This is a genomic window from Parachitinimonas caeni, assembly GCF_030129945.1.
Classification (GTDB): Bacteria; Pseudomonadota; Gammaproteobacteria; order Burkholderiales; family Chitinimonadaceae; genus Parachitinimonas; species Parachitinimonas caeni.
On the sequence record NZ_JARRAF010000008.1, the window covers coordinates 158,428 to 176,261 of the forward strand.

Sequence of the window (17,834 nt, forward strand, 5' to 3'; positions counted from 1 at the left end):
CCCAGTATTTGATACCGCTATGCTCAATCGCATCACCGCACTCCCTTTCAAGACCATCAGTTCGCTGACATTGCTTGCCTTGCTGGCCGGTTGCAGCAACGTGAAGATCCCGTTTATCTCCTCGGACGACAAAGCCGACGCGAATGCCTCGTATAAATCAGCCCGGGAATCAGTTGTCTCCCGCTCGCTGGAAGTGCCTCCAGACCTGACCGCGCCAGACTCATCCGGCAATTACAGCATTCCGGGCCTGACTGGCGTCAAACTATCTGGCCAGGCAGCCAAAGCCATCGAAAACAACACTGTCGCTCCCAGCCTGACTGGCGTGCGGATTGAGCAGGCTGCTGGCCAGCGCTGGCTGGTGGTGGATGCCCCCGTAGAGAAAGTCTGGCCACAGGTTCGCGGCTTCTGGGATGAGGCCGGCTATGCCCTGACGGTAGATAGTGCCGTACTGGGCATTGTCGAAACAGACTGGGCAGATGTCCGGGCGCGAGTGCCGCAAAGTGGCCTGCGAGGGCTGTTTGGGCGCGTGCTTGACCAAGTCTACTCCAGCGGCGAAATGGAGAAATTCCGCACCCGTGTTGAGCGCAGTGCAGATGGCAAATCAACCGAAATCTATCTAAGCCAGCGCAAGATGGAAGAGGTATATAGCGATCGGCAGCAAACGACCACCATCTGGACCCCCCGGCCTTCGCAGCCAGAGCGCGAAGCTGAAATGCTCAAAAAGCTGATGTTACGAATGGGGGTAGGAGAAGAGACTGCAGCCGCTGTCGCAGATGCCACAAGCAAGCCGGCTACCACCATCAATACCGCCACTGCCAATGCCCGGATGGAACAACAAGCCGATGGCAAACGCCAGATTGTGCTGGTTGATACCTTTGACCGCGCCTGGCGGCGTGTTGGACTGGCACTGGACCGGACTGGTTATGTTGTAACCGACCGCGACCGCGCCATGGGCACCTTCTATGTCAAAGCCATCATCGCTCGCGGAGGTGCCGAGGAAGAAGGCTTCTGGTCGAAGCTAGCCTTCTGGCGGGATAAGTCAGCCGGCACCGATCCGAAAGCAAGCGGCACACAAGTGCCGGAGTATCTGGTGATCGTTTCCAGCAAAGAAAACCAGACCTCCGTCAGAATCGCCAATAAAGATGGCACCCCTGCGACGGCAGCACCTGCCATCGAAGTGCTGGACCAAGTGCTAGCGCAACTGCGTTGATCGCCACGGCCCAAGCCAAAAACCGGAGGATTCCCCCTCCGGTTTTTTTATGTCTGCTGAAAAGAAAAAAGGGCGGGTTTCAACCCGCCCCTTGCGTATGGCCATCGTAAGCAGGTACTCACGAAGCATGGTGGTTTACAGTGACATGCCCAATGTCGCCACAACATCGAAACATGCCTTATGGCTTCGACATCCGGTACCTGCCATCCCTCCGCATCTGTTTGGGGAAGAGTGCGGGCCTGCCGATGGCTCTGCCAGTTTTTTCTGTGAAATTGTTGGCAGCACGGACCAGCATAGCTGCATTGGCGTGATCTGACACTGCACAAGTAAATCCGGCAAACCTGTACTAATTGCCTCAAGCTGGTTTGCTGTGGCGGGCAACGTCAGCGCATCGCCTTGATTCGGGCGGCAATCTCACGCGCACGCCAGGGTGCAGCAGGATCCCCCCCGCGAGCGGCTGCACTGAACCAGTAGTATGCTTCGATCAGGTCTTGCGTGACACCATCACCGTGTTCATAAAGTGAAGCCAGCAAATACTGGGCGCCCGCGTGACCCGCTTCTGCAGCCAGACGATACCAGCGAGCTGCCTTTGCGTAGTCCTGCGGCGCCCCTCTACCCAGAAAATACTGGGTGCCCGCAGCCACCTGAGCCTCAACATGGCCAAGCGCTGCCGCCTCTTCGAAACGCCGGGTTGCCTCGGTTAGCGACTTTTCCACCCCTTCTCCGCGCTCATACAGCATCGCCAAGGCGTTCGAGGCCGGGGCAGAACCTTGAGCGGCCGCTTTTTTCAGCCATTCGACGGCAGAGGGAAGATCAGTCGATCCCCCCTCGCCTCTGACCATCATCATCGCCAGATTGAATTGATCCAGGCGACTGCCAGCTCTGGCGCCGTGCTCCATTAGCCGACGTGCTTCCACCAGCTCGTTACGTTGATAGGCCAGAGTACCTGCAGTTTCTGCATACACCCCTCCACACAGTCCGGCCAGACCTAGCAAACAACCCAGCACCTTTCGCATGACAGTTCTCCTGAAAGCTGATGCCTATTGGTCGCCGTTACGCTATCTATCTTTCGGTGCCAAGCAAGCAGGCCCCAAAGTGACGAGCGTTACCGGCCGATGGCGACTGCGGTCGATTCAAGCTGGCGTCTTAGACTGGCGCACTGCCCTCATACACCACAAAGTACTTGCGAACGGCTTCCACAACTTCAAAGCGACCACGGAACCCCGCTGGAATCACAGCCGCTTCACCAGGACCGATCTCGCTGAAGTTTCCGGCTTCATCGTGAATGCGTACTTTCCCTTCCAGTACACAAAAAAACTCATGCTTGTCGGCGGCAAACTGAATGCGCCAGGCACCGGGTTCGCAGCTCCAGATACCGCAACTTAAACCCGCCTGCTGGTACTGGGTCCAGGTATTGCGTTGTGGGTTGCCACTAACAAGACGCTCGCTGCGGGGGTGATCCAGCACCGGCTCGACTCGATTTTCCGAAAAGACGACTATCTTGGTTGCTGGCATGGCATTTTCCTCGTTATGAGCACTTTGCCATTATCCCACGCCGAGCCGGGCCATATTGCAAATCAAACGCTTGTTTGACTGCCAATCCGCTTTATCGGCATCATTCAGGCGATAATTGGTAGCAAACCCGACATATATCGGGGCTCAAAACAATTCAGTGAAAGGAATAAAGCGTGGAACGCGAATTCATGGAATACGATGTCGTTATCGTTGGCGCCGGCCCTTCCGGCTTGAGCGCAGCGATCCGCCTGAAGCAAATGGCGGCCAAGGACGGAAAGGAAATCGGTGTCTGCGTGCTCGAAAAGGGTTCGGAGGTAGGCGCTCACATCCTGTCCGGCGCCGTCATCGACCCCATCGCGCTCAATGAGCTGTTTCCTGACTGGAAAGAACGCGGTGCGCCGCTCAATACGCCCGTGAATGAAGATCGCTTCCTGATTCTGGAAGAAGACGAAGCGTGGCGTATTCCCAACATGCTGTTACCGCCCCTGATGAACAACCACGGTAACTATATCGTCAGCCTTGGTAATGTCTGCCGCTGGCTGGCCCAGCAGGCGGAAGAGCTGGGCGTGGAAATCTATCCCGGTTTCGCAGCCGCCGAGGTGTTGTATCACGACGACGGCTCGGTGAAGGGGGTAGCCACCGGTGATATGGGCATTGCCAAAGATGGCAGCCACAAGCCCGAATATGCACGGGGAATGGAGCTGCACGCCAAGTACACGCTGATTGCTGAAGGTGTTCGCGGCTCGCTGGCCAAAGAAATCCAGTCTCGCTTCAACCTGCGTGATGGCGTTGATCCACAGAAATTCGGTATTGGCCTGAAAGAGTTATGGCAAATCGACCCGGCCAAGCACAAACAAGGCCTGGTGATCCACTCCCAAGGCTGGCCACTGGGTGGCGTGGCGGGAGGCGGCTCATTCCTGTATCACCTGGAAGACAATCAGGTGGCGGTGGGCTTTGTGGTTCACCTTAACTACGCCAACCCCTGGCTATCCCCTTACGACGAGTTCCAGCGCTTCAAGACCCATCCCGCGATCCGCAGCTTCTTCGAAGGCGGCAAGCGAATCGCCTACGGTGCACGTGCCATCAACGAAGGCGGCCAGCAGTCGATTCCGAAACTGGTCTTCCCTGGCGGTGCACTGATTGGCTGCTCGGCAGGCTTTGTCAACGTGCCACGCATCAAGGGCAGCCACAATGCCATGAAGACCGGGATGCTGGCTGCCGAAGCCGCCTTCCAGGCCATCTGTGGCGAAGGCCGCAACGGCCATGACGAGCTGACAAGCTACCCTGAAGCCATGCGCAAGTCCTGGGTTTGGGATGACCTGGATAAAGTACGCAACGTCAAACCAGCCCTCACCAAGTTCGGCATGTGGGGCGGCACACTGTATGGCGGATTTGATATGTGGTGCCATTCGCTCGGCATCCGTCTGCCCTGGACTTTCCGCCACGGCAAGGCCGACCACGAATGCCTGCAACCGGCAGGCGAATGCGACAAGATCAGTTATCCCAAGCCGGATGGCGTGGTCAGCTTCGACAAGCTGTCGTCGGTTTTCATCTCGAATACCAACCATGAAGAAGACCAGCCCAGCCACCTGACGTTGAAAGATGTGTCGGTGCCGGTTGCCGTCAACTGGACCAAGTATCAGGGACCGGAGCAGCGCTTCTGCCCGGCAGGCGTGTATGAATACGTCGGTCTGAGTGAAGGTCAGCCCAAGCTGCAGATCAACGCCCAGAACTGCGTACATTGCAAAACCTGTGACATCAAAGACCCGACTCAGAATATCAACTGGGTTGTCCCGGAAGGGGCAGGCGGACCAAACTATCCAAATATGTAAGGCATAGGTCAGCCGCACAACGAACAACGGCGACACAAGTCGCCGTTGTTCGTTTCTTGCCTCAAACGCCCAGCACTACTTGGCGATCAGTAGCAATACTCCTCTGCCGCACAGGCCATATACCGTCGATTCGCCTCCCATCAGCACTTCCTGCCCCGGCTCGCGCACCTGGGCCGGCCCTTCTGCCCAGTTACAGCTGTCGGTTACGCGATACCAGCTGCGACCCGCGCCGGGCCACGGCAACCGAAAGTCCACATTGCCACTCCAGCCGTTGTATGCAACGAAGATGGCCGCAGCCGGATCAGCCAACTCACTGCCGTCAATCCTCCAGGCCAATGCCCGGTTGTTGGTGTCAGAGAAGTAGGCGCTATCCGCAACAGAACCATCCGGCTTGAACCAGCGTAGTTGCTCCATGCCATTGCCGTTGCCATCGCCAGCCGAATAGAAATCAGCTGGGCGCAATGCCGGGTGCGCCTTGCGAAACGCCAGCATGGCCTGAGTAAAGCGATTGAACTGACTCTGCTCGGCCGTCCAGCTCCAGCTTAGCCAGTTCGCCGAGGAGTCGAGGTTGTAAGGGTTATTGTTGCACTGAAGGGAGCGCAGATATTCATCTCCCCCCACCAACATCGGCACCCCGGCGGAGACCGCCATCAGCATTACGGCATTGCGCGCCGCCTTGCGTTGATCAGCCGCCACCCCGGCCTGATCCCAGCTATGGTTGTGATCCTCTCCACCATCCGAGGGGCCGTATGGCCATGCCTGGGTGTTTTGCTTGCTGTTGCAGCTGTAGAGGTCTTTCAGGGTGAAGCCGTCGTGGGCGGTGATGAAATTCACCGAATGCCAGGGTTTGCGGCCATCGTCCTGGTACAAATCCGCCGAGCCTGCAACGCGCATGGCCAACTGGCCCGGCGTCACCGGCTCGACGCCCAGTTTGTTCTGGCTTTTTCGGATCGTATCCCGGTAGAGACCATTCCACTCCGCCCAACCAGACGGAAAGCCGCCCACCTGATACGAATTACCGCCGATCGCCCACGGCTCGCCGATCAGATCCACCCCTGCCCCACCCTGCGCCGGCCGTGGCATCAGCTCACGAGCAATGCGATTCAGGGCATTGCCGGCGTCAAGCTTGTCGTAGTTAAAACAGCCATGTTCGCAGCTATTCCCCAGCACCGTGGCCAGATCAAAGCGGAAGCCATCCACGCCGAGGTTGTCGCGCCAGTGCGCCAGCGAATCGACGATCAGATCCTGCGCTACTCGATTACGGGTGTTGTAATTCCCGCCCACGCCGGTGTTGTCCCAAGGGGACTGGCGATCATTGGTCAGGGAGTAATAGCTCGGATTATCCAACCCACGGAAGCTGAACAGGTTGTAGGTGGTCTTATCGCCAGCCGTCCAGGCCCCTCCTTCGCCCGTGTGGTTGTAGACGACGTCGATGTAAACCTTGATTCCCTGTGCGTGAAAGGCATTCACCATCTGCTTGAACTCACGACTGGGGCCGCCTGGTGACTTGTCGTAGGCGTAACGGCGATCCGGCGCAAAGTAGTTGAGAGTCATATACCCCCAATAATTGTCGTCTACGGTACTGGTTGGATAGACATCAATCGCATCGTTCTGGGTCTCCTGCACCGGCAGGAACTCCACCGCCGTCACGCCCAGCGAGGCCAAATACGCCGCCCTCATCGCAGCCCCCTTGTAAGTGCCCCGATAGGCCGCAGGAACGGCGGGATCATTCCTCGTCAGCCCCCGCACATGCGCTTCATACACCACGTCGTCCTTGAACGCTCGGATCGGCTTGCTGCCGGTCGGCGTCGCATCCGGCTTCAGTACGATGCCCTTGGGTGCAACCAATCCACTATCGACCTTGCGGTATAAAGCACCACTGGCATACGCCGTGCCACTCTGCATCGACGGCGTCACCGGGTCGTGGCTCAGCTCCAGCGCATAGGGGTCTGTCAGCAGCTTGTTCGGGTTGAAGCGATTGCCCTGCTCATCCACATCAGAAATGAAACCGATATCTGAACCCTTGCTCCAAAGCGGGTTATAGGGCCAGTTGGGTCCCCAGGCCCGATAGCCATAGTAAACGGTACCGCTCGCCCCCAGCTTTCTCAGCATGTCGGTGGAAATGGCCGTACTCCAGACGCCATTGACATCCCGGGTCATCAACAGACGGGTGATCTCGTGCTGGCCCGTCGGCGCAGCATACAGATACAGCTCGATACGGCTGGCACGCGACGAAAACACCTTGAAGCCGATGTTGGTCTGGCGGGCGTCATAGCGAGCGCCAAGCTGGTTGGGGTTGATGGCAGCATTGGCTGGCAGGGCGCACAGGGAAGCACCCGCCAGCAGCGCGGCAAGCAGCGCTGGGCGAAAGGGCAGCATGTTGTCTCCGAATCAGGAATTATTAATTTTGACGCCGTAACAGCCGGTAGGGGCCGAGACCAGGCGCTGTTGACGTTTTATTTTCGGATCGCGTTTCGTCGGATTTGGGCCTGATGCAAGGCGAAAAGCGCGCCGCTTAGTGGTAAGCCACGCGGTTTCCCGCCTGGCAGTCAACACCGCAGCAGGCCTAAATCCGGCGAAACCCTCCGTCCCCGCAAGGGGGATGCCGTGGCTGTAAGCCGCTTCGCGGCAACAGCCACACAAGGCCGGGTCGATTTTTGGGGCATGGCGTCGTTAGGGTTCGCTTATTTAGCTCGTAAACCGCACTCACCCTGCCTAGCCCCAAAACTCGGCCCGGCGCGACCGAAAACAAAACGTCAACAGAGCCTAGGTGAGCCCCGATTTGTAATCCAGTTGTCCGAAACTACAGCTCACCGAAAGGGCAGGCCGAAGCGACCCGAACTTGCCGGAATGCGCCTTTGTACGGCTTTCCGCAGTATTTGGGTCAAACGTCCGGTCTATAATGGCAAGCATTCTCAAAAAGGAAGGTTGGAGCCGCAGATGGATGAAGAACTGCGCAAGAGCGCACTCGAATATCACCAATTTCCCAAGCCCGGCAAAATCCAGGTCGCACCGACCAAGCCGCTGGCCTCACAACGTGATCTGGCACTAGCCTATTCCCCCGGCGTTGCTGCTGCCTGCGACGCCATCGTCGAAGACCCCCTTAACGCCTACAAGTACACCGCACGCGGCAATCTGGTCGCAGTCATCTCCAATGGCACAGCCGTGCTCGGTCTGGGCGACATCGGCCCGCTCGCCGGGAAGCCGGTCATGGAAGGCAAGGGCGTGCTGTTCAAGAAGTTTGCCGGTATCGACGTGTTTGACATCGAAGTCAACGAAAAAGACCCGGACAAGCTGATCGACATCATCTGTGCGCTGGAGCCGACCTTTGGTGGCATCAACCTCGAAGACATCAAGGCGCCAGAGTGTTTTTACATCGAGAAGAAATGCCGTGAACGGATGAAGATTCCGGTATTCCACGATGACCAGCACGGCACTGCCATCATCACTGCGGCAGCCGTTCTGAATGGCCTGCGCGTGGTCAACAAGGACATCAGCAAGGTCAAACTGGTGACCAGCGGCGCTGGCGCAGCAGCGATTGCCTGTCTTGACCTGCTGGTAAAGCTCGGCATCGACGTCGCCAACATCATCGTTTGCGACTCGAAGGGCGTCATTTATGAAGGGCGGGAAGACCAGGCCCGCATGGACGAGTCCAAGCTGCGCTACATCAAGGACACCCCGAATCGCACCCTGAAAGATGCGATTGCCGGCGCGGACATCTTCCTTGGTCTATCTGGCCCCAACCTCGTCTCGCAGGATATGGTGCGGTCGATGGCTGCGCACCCACTGATTCTGGCACTCGCCAACCCTGAGCCAGAAATCCTGCCCCCGCTGGCCAAAGAAGCCCGGCCAGACGCCATCGTCTGTACCGGTCGCTCCGACTATCCGAATCAGGTCAACAACGTCCTCTGCTTCCCCTTTATATTCCGGGGAGCCATGGACGTTGGGGCAACCACCATCAACGATGAAATGAAGCTGGCTTGCGTGCGGGCGATTGCCGATCTGGCCATGGCCGAGCAGTCAGACGTGGTGGCAGATGCCTACAGCGGCCAGACGCTGAAGTTCGGTCCCGAATACATCATTCCCAAGCCCTTCGATCCACGACTGATTGTCAAGATCGCCCCTGCCGTCGCCAAAGCGGCTATGGATAGCGGTATCGCCACCCGACCAATCACCGATCTCAACGCTTATCGCGATGATCTGCTGCAATTCGTCTACAAGTCCAACTTGTTCATGAAACCGGTATTCAGCGCGGCCAAGCAGTCGAAGAAGCGGGTGGTCTACGCCGAAGGTGAAGACGAGCGCGTCCTGCATGCCGTTCAGGAAGTGGTAGACCAAGGCCTGGCCTTCCCCATCCTGATCGGTCGCCCCAATGTCATCAATATGCGCATTGAGAAACTGGGCCTGCGCATCCGCCCGGGGGTCGATTTCGAGCTGGTCAACAACGAATATGACCCGCGCTACCGCGAATACTGGACGCTCTACCAGCAACTGATGGCGCGCCGTGGCGTATCGCAGGAATTCGCCAAGCGCGAAGTCCGCCGCAAGACCACGCTGATTGGCGCGCTGATGATCCGCCGTGGCGAAGCCGATGCCATGATCTGCGGCACCTATGGCCACTATCACTCGCATCTGGACTTCGTGGAGCAGGTGCTTGGCCGCAAACCCGGCACCAACACCTGGGGAGCGATGAATGCGCTGATGCTGCCCAAGGGCAATGTCTTCATCACCGACACTTACGTCAATCAGGACCCAACCGCCGAGCAACTGGCGGAAATCACCCTGATGGCCGCCAGCACGGTCCGTAACTTCGGCATCCAGCCGAAAGTAGCGTTGCTGTCACACTCGTCGTTCGGCACGGTCGATTCACCGACCTCGCTCAAGATGCGCAAAGTGCTTGAGCTGCTGCGCGAGATGGCGCCTGATCTTGAAGTCGATGGCGAAATGCACGGGGATGCCGCCTTGTCGTCGATTATCCGCGATCAGGTCTTCCCGAACTCCGATCTGAAAGGCGAAGCCAATGTGCTGGTCATGCCGACGCTGGATGCCGCCAATATCTCGTTCAACCTGCTCAAGGTCAGCTCGGGCGATGGCCTGACCATCGGGCCGATTCTGCTGGGTTGTGCGCGGCCGGTGCATATTGTCACCCCCACCGCCTCAGTCCGACGTCTGATCAACATGACGGCACTTGCCGCCGTCGAGGCTTCGCAACTGACCTCGCCGGTTTCCTACGAAATCTGATCCGCAGCAGATCGTGCAATGCAGCAAAAACAAACCGGGCTCAAGCCCGGTTTGTCGTTTTCGCGATAAGCCGTGCAGCCAACGCAGGCTTGCGCCATAATCGCCCGGTTTTGGTGCCGGGTCGAAACCTGCAACAGCGGACCACCCTGGCAATCTCCCCCTGTGCCAACGAGGAAATGCCCATGAGTGATGACTTCAAGTCCAGCGACCCATTTGGCTTCTTCCGTAATTTGTGGAAGCCCATGGAGTCGCAGATGCAGAACTTCATGCCCCCGCTGACCGAAGAGGAGCTGGACCGACGCATCACCGAGCTCAAAACCATCGAGCACTGGCTGAATATGCAGCTGGGAATGTTGCAGATGAGCATCAAGACACTGGAGCTGCAGAAAACCGGCCTGTCGGCCATGAAGCGGATGGACAAAGAACCGCCCGCCAAGCCGCCAGGCAAATGAACGCCGTGAGTCGGCCAGCATCCTTCAGGCGCTGAAGAACCCGCCTATCTCCAAGACTGATCAGGGTTCTGAAGCATGCCAGCTGCCGCAATACATTGCGGAAGACAGATCGGCCGGACTTTTTGACGTTTTTAATCTACGGGCGAACAGCCCGGTTTTTTCAATCACGTTTTTACCTTGATCAAGACAGATCGAATTACAGGAGAATCCGTCGTGCGACAACTTCTGATCGCCAGCCTGACAAGCGCCGCCTTGCTCGCCATCCCTGCCCACGCTGCCAAGAAGCAGCCCGCCGCTGCGCCGGCAGCTCAGCCTGCCAAGGCTCCGCAGATTGAAATGTCGCTGAAGGATATGACACCGCTGTTCATCGACTTCTACGATGCGGCGACAACCCCCGTAGTAGTACCGTCACCGCCAGCCGCCCCCAAGCCACCGGCAACCGCATCAGCACCCGCACCAACACCGGCGCCGCCTGCAGCACCGGTCAAAGCCATGCCCAACGCTGAACAACGCTTCAATGCCTGGAAGAAGTACTACAACTTCACCGTGCAAGAAAACGACGAAGCCCTGCGCAAAGAGCTTGACGCCAAGTTCGATCGTTACGCCGCAGTCATGAAGCAGATTGAAGGCGGCTACGACACCATGGAGCCAAAGCCCGACGCCCTGAACACGGCACTGGCTGCGCAATATCTGCCAGAAAAAGGCATGTCGATTGGCTTTGTCACCTACGTTGGCCTGTTCGAAGGCAAGGTGATGTCGAAGATCGAAGAAGGCAAGCAGAAGATCTACCTGCCGCTTGAAGTCACGCCCGAACAGCGCGCACTGCCTCTGGCCCGTATCCTGGCTGACAATATGCAGAACACCATCGTCGCCTGGCCTAATGGCAACCCACGCAATCTGGCCGAGTGGGTAGTGGCCGAAGGCGTGAAGGCGCACGTCTTGCAGAATGTCGTACCCGGCAAGACCCAGGCTGAATACATGGATGTACCGGCAGACTGGTTGGCCAATGCCCAAGGGAAACAGGCAGACATCTTCAAGGAAATGGTGCCCCTGCTGAAAGATAGCGGCGCTACCATCGAGACCTATCGTAAGGACAAGCTGAACGAAGCCCGTCTGGCAGGCTGGGTTGCGGTTGAAGCATTCCTGAAGAAGAAGGCCCGCCTGGCAGACATGATCCGTCAGAGCCCTGCCGACATCATCCGCCTGACCGATATGGCGCTGTTACGTGGCGCCGTACAGGCCAACAAGAAGAAGTAATCACCTCGACTGGCCGGTAACTGGCGCAACGGTGCCCCTGACACCGCACTGCGCCAGCTTTCGGTCTAGTTTGAAGTAATCGCCCCGCAGCGAGACAGCCGTCTCGCCCGCGGCCGGGTGCAGCCCGGATTCCCCTCCTTCGACGTACCCAGCAGTTTTCAGTCAGCCTCCCAAAGGGAAATGCCGTGGCCGAAGACAGTGATCTTGAACGTACCGAAGACCCCTCGCCCCGACGGCTGGAAGAAGCCCGAGAACGGGGCCAGATTGTCCGCTCTCAGGAGTTGGTAACCTTCGCCGTGCTGATGACCGGCGTTGTCGGCATCATTTATCAAGGCCCGGATATTCTTACGGCCATCAAGCAGATGATGGTCGATCAGCTCAGCTTCAACCGGGCACGCATCGCCGACCCCACCCAGATGGCCCTGCAGTTGTTACGGGCTTCGCAGTCCGTTCTGACTTCACTGTTACCCGTGTTCATGATGACCGTCATCGCAGCCATTGTGGCCCCGCTGCTGGTGGGGGGATGGCTATTCACGTTCGAGCCACTGGTACCCAACTTCGGCAAGCTCAACCCGGTCAACGGCTTGGCACGGATGTTCTCGGTACATGCGCTGTCAGAAATGATCAAGGCCATTCTCAAGTCCAGCCTGATTGGCGGTGTGGCCATCGCCGTGCTTTGGCGACAGCGGGATGAGGTTCTGACTCTGATTTCGATGCCACCGATGATGGGCATGGCCTATGTGTTCGAGCTGGTGCGATTCACCCTGCTATTGGTGGTCGGCTCGCTGGCGCTCCTGGCGGCGTTGGATGTTCCTTACCAGATGTGGGAATACAGCCGTGGCCTGCGTATGACCAAGGAGGAAGTCCGTCAGGAAGCCAAGGAAGCGGAAGGCGATCCGCAACTGAAAGGCCGCATCCGCGCCATGCAGCGCGAAGCGGCCCGCAAGCGCATGATGGCGGAGATTCCGCAGGCCAATGTGATCGTCACCAACCCGACTCACTATGCCGTCGCCCTGCGCTATGAAGAAGGCAAGAATGCAGCCCCGGTGGTCGTCGCCAAAGGGTCATATCTGTTGGCAGAGCGCATCATCGAAATCGGCAAGGAGCATCAGGTGGCGATCCTGCGCGCGCCGCCGCTGGCGCGGGCGCTCTATCATCACGCCGAGCTGGGAACCGAAATCCCTGCAGCCCTGTATACAGCAACCGCCGAAGTTTTGGCCTATGTTTACCAGTTGCGAGCCTATCAGCAGACTGGTGGCGTACAACCTACCCCGCCACAGAATCTGCCGGTCCCCCCGGAGCTGGATCCAGGCGGCGAAGCCTAGGTTCTGGTGACGTCAGGTTGGCGACTGCAAACCTGACGTCAGCAGAACTTAAGATTCCCGCAAAGATTCAATCGCATAGCGTTTTTTTGCAGTGGCGAAAGCGCAACGTGGCAGGTGCCAGAGTTGTATTGATACCTGCTTGGTTTTATAAATCAAACTGTTAAACGAGTTTCTTAAGAATCAATGTTCAGTGGCGCAAACCTCACCCGGTTAGCTGGCCCCATCCTCGTTCTGATGGTGCTGACCCTGTTCATTCTGCCGTTACCCGCGTTACTGCTGGATTTGTTCTTCACTTTCAATATTGCGGTTGCCATTATCGTGCTGATGGTGTCGATCAACACCAAGCAGGCCCTTGAATTTTCAGCATTTCCAACGGTTCTACTGGTCACAACGCTGTTACGGCTGGCCCTTAACGTGGCGTCGTCACGGGTCATCCTGTCGCAGGGGCACCAGGGAGAAGCCGCCGCAGGCAAGGTTATTGAGGCTTTTGGTCACTTCCTGATTGGCGGCAACCTCGCCATCGGCATCGTGGTGTTCATCATCCTCACCATCATCAACTTTGTGGTCATCACCAAAGGTGCCGGCCGGATTGCGGAAGTATCGGCACGCTTCACGCTTGATGCCATGCCCGGCAAACAGATGGCGATTGACGCAGACCTCAACGCCGGTCTGATCGGTGAAGACGAAGCACGCAAACGGCGCTCGAATATCGCACAGGAAGCGGACTTTTTCGGTTCAATGGACGGTGCCTCAAAATTTGTCCGGGGCGATGCCGTCGCTGGCATTCTGATCATGGTCATCAACATCGGTGCCGGGGTCATCGTGGGCATGCTCTCGCACGACATGGGATTCGCCGAAGCCGGCAAAACCTTTGCCCTGCTGACGATTGGTGACGGTCTGGTGGCACAGATCCCTGCCCTCATCATTTCTACGGCGGCCGGTATCGTCGTTTCACGCGTTGCCACCGACGAAGACCTGTCACAGCAGTTGATAGGCCAGCTGTTTGCCAAGCCGCAGACCCTTTATGTCACCGCTGCCGTGATCGGCATGTTTGGCTTGATTCCAAACATGCCACACATTGCCTTCCTGCTGATTGCATCGGGGTTGGCTGGTCTTGCTTACTGGCTCGAACAGAAGGCCAAACAGCCTGACCCAGCCCAGCAGCAGGCCGCCCAGGCGGCAGAGGCCGCCAAACAAGCTGCCGAACCACCCATGCAGGAGGTAGGCTGGAATGACGTCTCGCCGGTCGATCCCGTCGGGCTGGAAGTTGGCTATCGGCTGATCCCGCTGGTAGACCGTAATCAGGATGGGGAATTGCTGCGACGGATTCGGGGCATCCGTAAGAAAATTGCTCAGGAAATGGGCTTCCTGGTGCCGCCCATCCACATCCGCGACAATCTGGAACTCAAACCCAACGCCTATCGCATTCAGCTCAAGGGTGTGGATATCGGCATGGGCGAAGCCTATTCGGGCCAGTTTCTGGCCATTAACCCCGGTCGTGTGCTAGGGCCATTACCGGGTACACAGACCACCGACCCGACCTTCGGCCTGCCTGCCATCTGGGTAGACGGCAATCTGCGCGATCAGGCACAGGCGCTTGGTTATACCGTGGTTGATGCGAGTACCGTGGTGGCAACTCATATTTCCAACCTGCTACAAACGCACGCGTCGGAGTTGCTGGGGCGGGAAGAAGTCCAGCAGTTGCTGGACCATATCGGCAAGGATTACCCGAAACTGATTGAAGAAGTCGTACCTAAAGTCATTTCGATCGGACTGCTGCAAAAAGTGCTGCATAACTTGCTGGATGAAGGGCTGCATATCCGCGACATGCGCACCATTCTGGAGACGCTGGCCGACAGCATCAGCCGCACAGGCGATCCTGACGAGCTGACGTCTGCGGTGCGTACCGCGCTGGGTCGGGCCATCATGCATCAGCTCTTCCCTGGCGAAACCGAGCTACAGGTGGTAGCGCTTGATCCAAGCCTGGAAAACATCCTGATGCAAGCCACTCAGGGGCGTGGCGGGTTGGAACCGGGCTTGGCAGAATCGCTGCTGAAGCAGGCCGGGGAAATCAGTGAATCGCTGGAGCAGCAAGGACTGAATTCCGTGCTGATCACCCCTGCTGGCCTGCGCCCTCTGTTATCGCGCTTTTTGCGGCGGGCAGTGCCGCAGTTCAAAGTCGTGGCACACAGCGAAATCCCCGATACCAAGACGATTCGTATCGTTGCGGTATTGGGAGGCAGGGCCTGAGGTATTCGTTCGCCAGATTCAACCGGGTGGCAACCAAGCCCCCAGTCAATAAAACAATACAAAGCGCCGCAGTCATTGCAGGCGCCATAACCGACCAGCCAAAGAGAGGCCGATATGGTCGTCAAAAAATTCTACGGAACCAGCACCCGCGAGGTGTTGCGTCAGGTGAGGGATGAGTTGGGGCCTGACGCACTGATCCTGTCCAACCGGCAGGTTAATGGTGGCATCGAAATCATGGCCGTGGCCGATACCGATGTAGCGGCACTCAGCAGCCACCAGATCACCAAACCCGCCGGCAAACCTGCAGCGCCACGGCCGGCAGAGCCTGTCAGGGTCGTCGGCAAGCCGGCATTGCCGGTCAGCGCTCCACCGGCGGCTGCCGCTGCGCCTGCCGCAGCTGCTGCGGCCGCACGACCCGTGTCGGCTCAGGCCAAAGCCCTGCAGCGGACCTACGCCATTCCACCCGAGCTATCCGACGACGAGCCAAGCTATGCGGATGTCGCCAGCAAGCCGTCTGCCCCCCCTGTGCGCCGGCCAGAACCCAAGCCTGTCCGGGCTGACCCGGTCATCAAGCCACCTGCGGCGGCAATGTCGATTGAGGCTACCCGCACCGACCCACAGTTTGGCATTCCCATCACCGCGACCGAGTCGATGCGGCGAGAGCCTCAGCTGTTTTCCAGCGAGCCAACCAAGGTCTCACCCGCGCCACCAGAGCCAGCACCAGAGCCCGGTGAAAGCCGGGTGCCGCCCAAGCCGGTTGCCTCCTCCCCAGCCGTCGCCGTCAGCAAAACCGAGACCCCTGAGGCCTTTGAAGAAGTTACCCGGGAAATCAAGCAGCTGCGCAGTCTGCTGGAGGGTCAGCTGGCCGGTCTGGCCTGGAACGAGCTGAAGCGACACGACCCCGAGCGCCTGGAGGTCTTTCGCCGTCTGCTGTCGGTCGGCTTCAGCCCGGCCCTGTCCCGGCAGATCGTTGACAACATGCCCGCCGGTTACAACGTTGACCGGGGCATGAAATGGGCACGCAGCGCGCTTCAACACAACCTGCCAACGGTTGGTTCCGCCTTCGATATTGTCGATAGTGGTGGGGTGTACGCTTTGGTCGGCCCGACAGGTGTCGGCAAAACCACCACGGTTGCCAAGCTCGCCGCTCGCGCTACGCTCAAACATGGCCCCAACCGGGTAGCACTGATCACCACCGATGGTTACCGGATCGGCGCGCAGGACCAACTCCGCATCTACGGCAAGATTCTCGGCGTGCAGGTGTTTGCTGTCTCTGGGGAAGAAGACTTGCGACACACCTTGTCGAGTGTCGCGAATCGCCATCTGGTGCTGATCGACACCGTGGGCATGAGCCAGCGAGATCAGCGCATTGCCGACCAGATCGCATTTCTGAGCGGTCATGGCAATCAGGTCAAGCGCCTGTTGCTGCTGGCCGCCAATGCTCAGGGCAATACGTTGGATGATGTTGTCCGGCGGTATTTTGGCGGCGGTTTGTCCGGCTGCATTTTCACCAAGCTGGACGAGGCATTCTCGGTGGGCAATGGCCTGGATGTGATCGTGCGTTACAAGTTGCCCTTGTACTACATCACCAACGGCCAGCGGGTGCCGGAAGACCTGCACGTCGCCAGCTCGGCCTACCTGATTGACCGCGTCTTCAAAGCGCCCCCGGAGCTACCCGCGTATCGGCTGAAATCGGAGGAATACCCGGTATTCCTCGGCTCCAAGACCGAGCCACATCTGGATTTCAGCTGGGGTGAGGTCGGCAATGCATAGCGGTGATCAGGCAGCCGGACTACGCGATCTGGTCGAGCATGGCGGCAGCCGCGCCATCTGCTGCTTTGGCGCACACGGAACAGGCGTCACCAGCATGGCCATCAACCTTGCGGCGGCGCTGGCCCACCACGGCAAACGGGTCATGCTGGTGGATGAATCACGCGGCAACGAGAGTGCCGTCGCCCGCCTGCAGCTGAATCAACGCTTTACCTTTGACCATGTATTAGGCAGGGATGTGCGGTTGTCCGACTTACCCCTGCAAGCGCCGGGTGGCATAGAGCTTCTGCCATTGCAGGCCAGCCAGCAGGTGCTGGCCGGCATTTCGCCGATCCGCCAGCGCCAGCTCGCTGACGAATTCGACAGCATTGCCGCTTGCATAGATCTGCATCTGATTGACGGCCGGCCGGCACAGACCGATGAGCCGCCCAGTCTGGCGCTGGCATCAGACGACATGATCGTGGTCATCACCCCGCATGCCGAGTCGATTACCGAGGCTTATGCCTCGATCAAGCTCTTGAACAATGAATACGGCCGACGCGAGTTCTGGATTCTGGCAAACCGCGTTCGCACACTGGAAACCGCCAGGGCGCTGTTTCGTCGTATCAAGGAAGTCGCAGGTCGCTATCTGGGGGCGCGCTTGCGGCTGATGGGTTTTGTCCCGGAGGATGAACGTCTGCACCGCGCCAACCGTCTTGGGCGCCCGGTTACCGATGCGTTTCCCGATGCAGAAGCCAGCATCGCCTTCGACCAGCTGGCCGATGCCATGCTGCGCTGGCCACCCGCCGCCATTGCACAGGGCGACCGCGCCAACCTGCTGTATCGCGCCATTGACGGCAGCCGCAAGCTGGCTCTGGATGCCACCTTGTAGCCACTCGCCCCTCCCATATCAGAACCAATATCCCCGCAAAAGCTCAGGCCCTGCAGTCAGGCATTGGTGTTCTGACAAACACCCGACTGCAGGGCCTGCATCCCTCAGGAA

Annotated in this window: 12 protein-coding genes; 9 read left to right on the forward strand and 3 right to left on the reverse strand. The window is 58.5% G+C overall.

Annotated features, from left to right (window positions below):
• The first annotated feature begins 19 nt into the window (after positions 1 to 19).
• The gene (gene bamC, locus PZA18_RS09425; RefSeq protein ID WP_284100577.1) at positions 20 to 1,210 is read left to right on the forward strand and encodes an outer membrane protein assembly factor BamC; all 1,191 of its coding nucleotides are present in this window, start codon (positions 20 to 22) and stop codon (positions 1,208 to 1,210) included.
• Between the two features lie 383 nt (positions 1,211 to 1,593).
• On the opposite strand, the gene PZA18_RS09430 is transcribed toward bamC, so the two are convergent.
• Positions 1,594 to 2,226: a tetratricopeptide repeat protein gene (locus PZA18_RS09430; RefSeq protein ID WP_284100578.1), complete on the reverse strand. Its 633-nt coding sequence runs from the start codon at positions 2,224 to 2,226 to the stop codon at positions 1,594 to 1,596.
• A 130-nt stretch (positions 2,227 to 2,356) separates the two neighbouring features.
• Complete coding sequence (locus tag PZA18_RS09435; protein WP_284100579.1) at positions 2,357 to 2,725, reverse strand: cupin domain-containing protein; 369 nt, start codon at positions 2,723 to 2,725, stop codon at positions 2,357 to 2,359.
• A gap of 188 nt (positions 2,726 to 2,913) precedes the next feature.
• Here PZA18_RS09435 and PZA18_RS09440 point away from each other — a divergent pair, with 188 nt between their 5' ends.
• Positions 2,914 to 4,557 (forward strand): electron transfer flavoprotein-ubiquinone oxidoreductase, encoded by a 1,644-nt coding sequence (locus PZA18_RS09440; RefSeq protein ID WP_284100608.1) that lies wholly within the window; start codon positions 2,914 to 2,916, stop codon positions 4,555 to 4,557.
• A 75-nt stretch (positions 4,558 to 4,632) separates the two neighbouring features.
• Here PZA18_RS09440 and PZA18_RS09445 read toward each other — a convergent pair whose 3' ends face one another.
• Positions 4,633 to 6,936 carry a glycogen debranching protein gene (locus PZA18_RS09445; protein ID WP_284100580.1) on the reverse strand — a complete coding sequence of 768 codons (2,304 nt, stop codon included), beginning with the start codon at positions 6,934 to 6,936 and terminating at the stop codon, positions 4,633 to 4,635.
• A gap of 561 nt (positions 6,937 to 7,497) precedes the next feature.
• Between PZA18_RS09445 and PZA18_RS09450 the strand changes: the two genes are divergently transcribed.
• From PZA18_RS09450 to PZA18_RS09480, 7 genes are all read left to right on the forward strand, one after another.
• Positions 7,498 to 9,798 carry an NADP-dependent malic enzyme gene (locus PZA18_RS09450; RefSeq protein WP_284100581.1) on the forward strand — a complete coding sequence of 767 codons (2,301 nt, stop codon included), beginning with the start codon at positions 7,498 to 7,500 and terminating at the stop codon, positions 9,796 to 9,798.
• A 182-nt stretch (positions 9,799 to 9,980) separates the two neighbouring features.
• Positions 9,981 to 10,250: a PhaM family polyhydroxyalkanoate granule multifunctional regulatory protein gene (locus PZA18_RS09455; protein ID WP_284100582.1), complete on the forward strand. Its 270-nt coding sequence runs from the start codon at positions 9,981 to 9,983 to the stop codon at positions 10,248 to 10,250.
• A 213-nt stretch (positions 10,251 to 10,463) separates the two neighbouring features.
• Positions 10,464 to 11,507, forward strand: a complete 1,044-nt coding sequence (locus PZA18_RS09460) for a hypothetical protein (RefSeq protein ID WP_284100583.1) — start codon at positions 10,464 to 10,466, stop codon at positions 11,505 to 11,507.
• Between the two features lie 185 nt (positions 11,508 to 11,692).
• On the forward strand, positions 11,693 to 12,832 hold the full coding sequence (gene flhB / locus PZA18_RS09465; protein WP_284100584.1) for a flagellar biosynthesis protein FlhB: 1,140 nt from the start codon (positions 11,693 to 11,695) through the stop codon (positions 12,830 to 12,832).
• A gap of 183 nt (positions 12,833 to 13,015) precedes the next feature.
• Positions 13,016 to 15,082 (forward strand): flagellar biosynthesis protein FlhA, encoded by a 2,067-nt coding sequence (flhA, locus tag PZA18_RS09470; protein ID WP_284100585.1) that lies wholly within the window; start codon positions 13,016 to 13,018, stop codon positions 15,080 to 15,082.
• A 114-nt stretch (positions 15,083 to 15,196) separates the two neighbouring features.
• On the forward strand, positions 15,197 to 16,855 hold the full coding sequence (flhF, locus tag PZA18_RS09475) for a flagellar biosynthesis protein FlhF (RefSeq protein ID WP_284100586.1): 1,659 nt from the start codon (positions 15,197 to 15,199) through the stop codon (positions 16,853 to 16,855).
• Positions 16,848 to 17,723: a MinD/ParA family ATP-binding protein gene (locus PZA18_RS09480; protein ID WP_284100588.1), complete on the forward strand. Its 876-nt coding sequence runs from the start codon at positions 16,848 to 16,850 to the stop codon at positions 17,721 to 17,723. Before flhF ends, PZA18_RS09480 begins: the two co-directional genes overlap by 8 nt.
• Positions 17,724 to 17,834 lie beyond the last annotated feature (111 nt).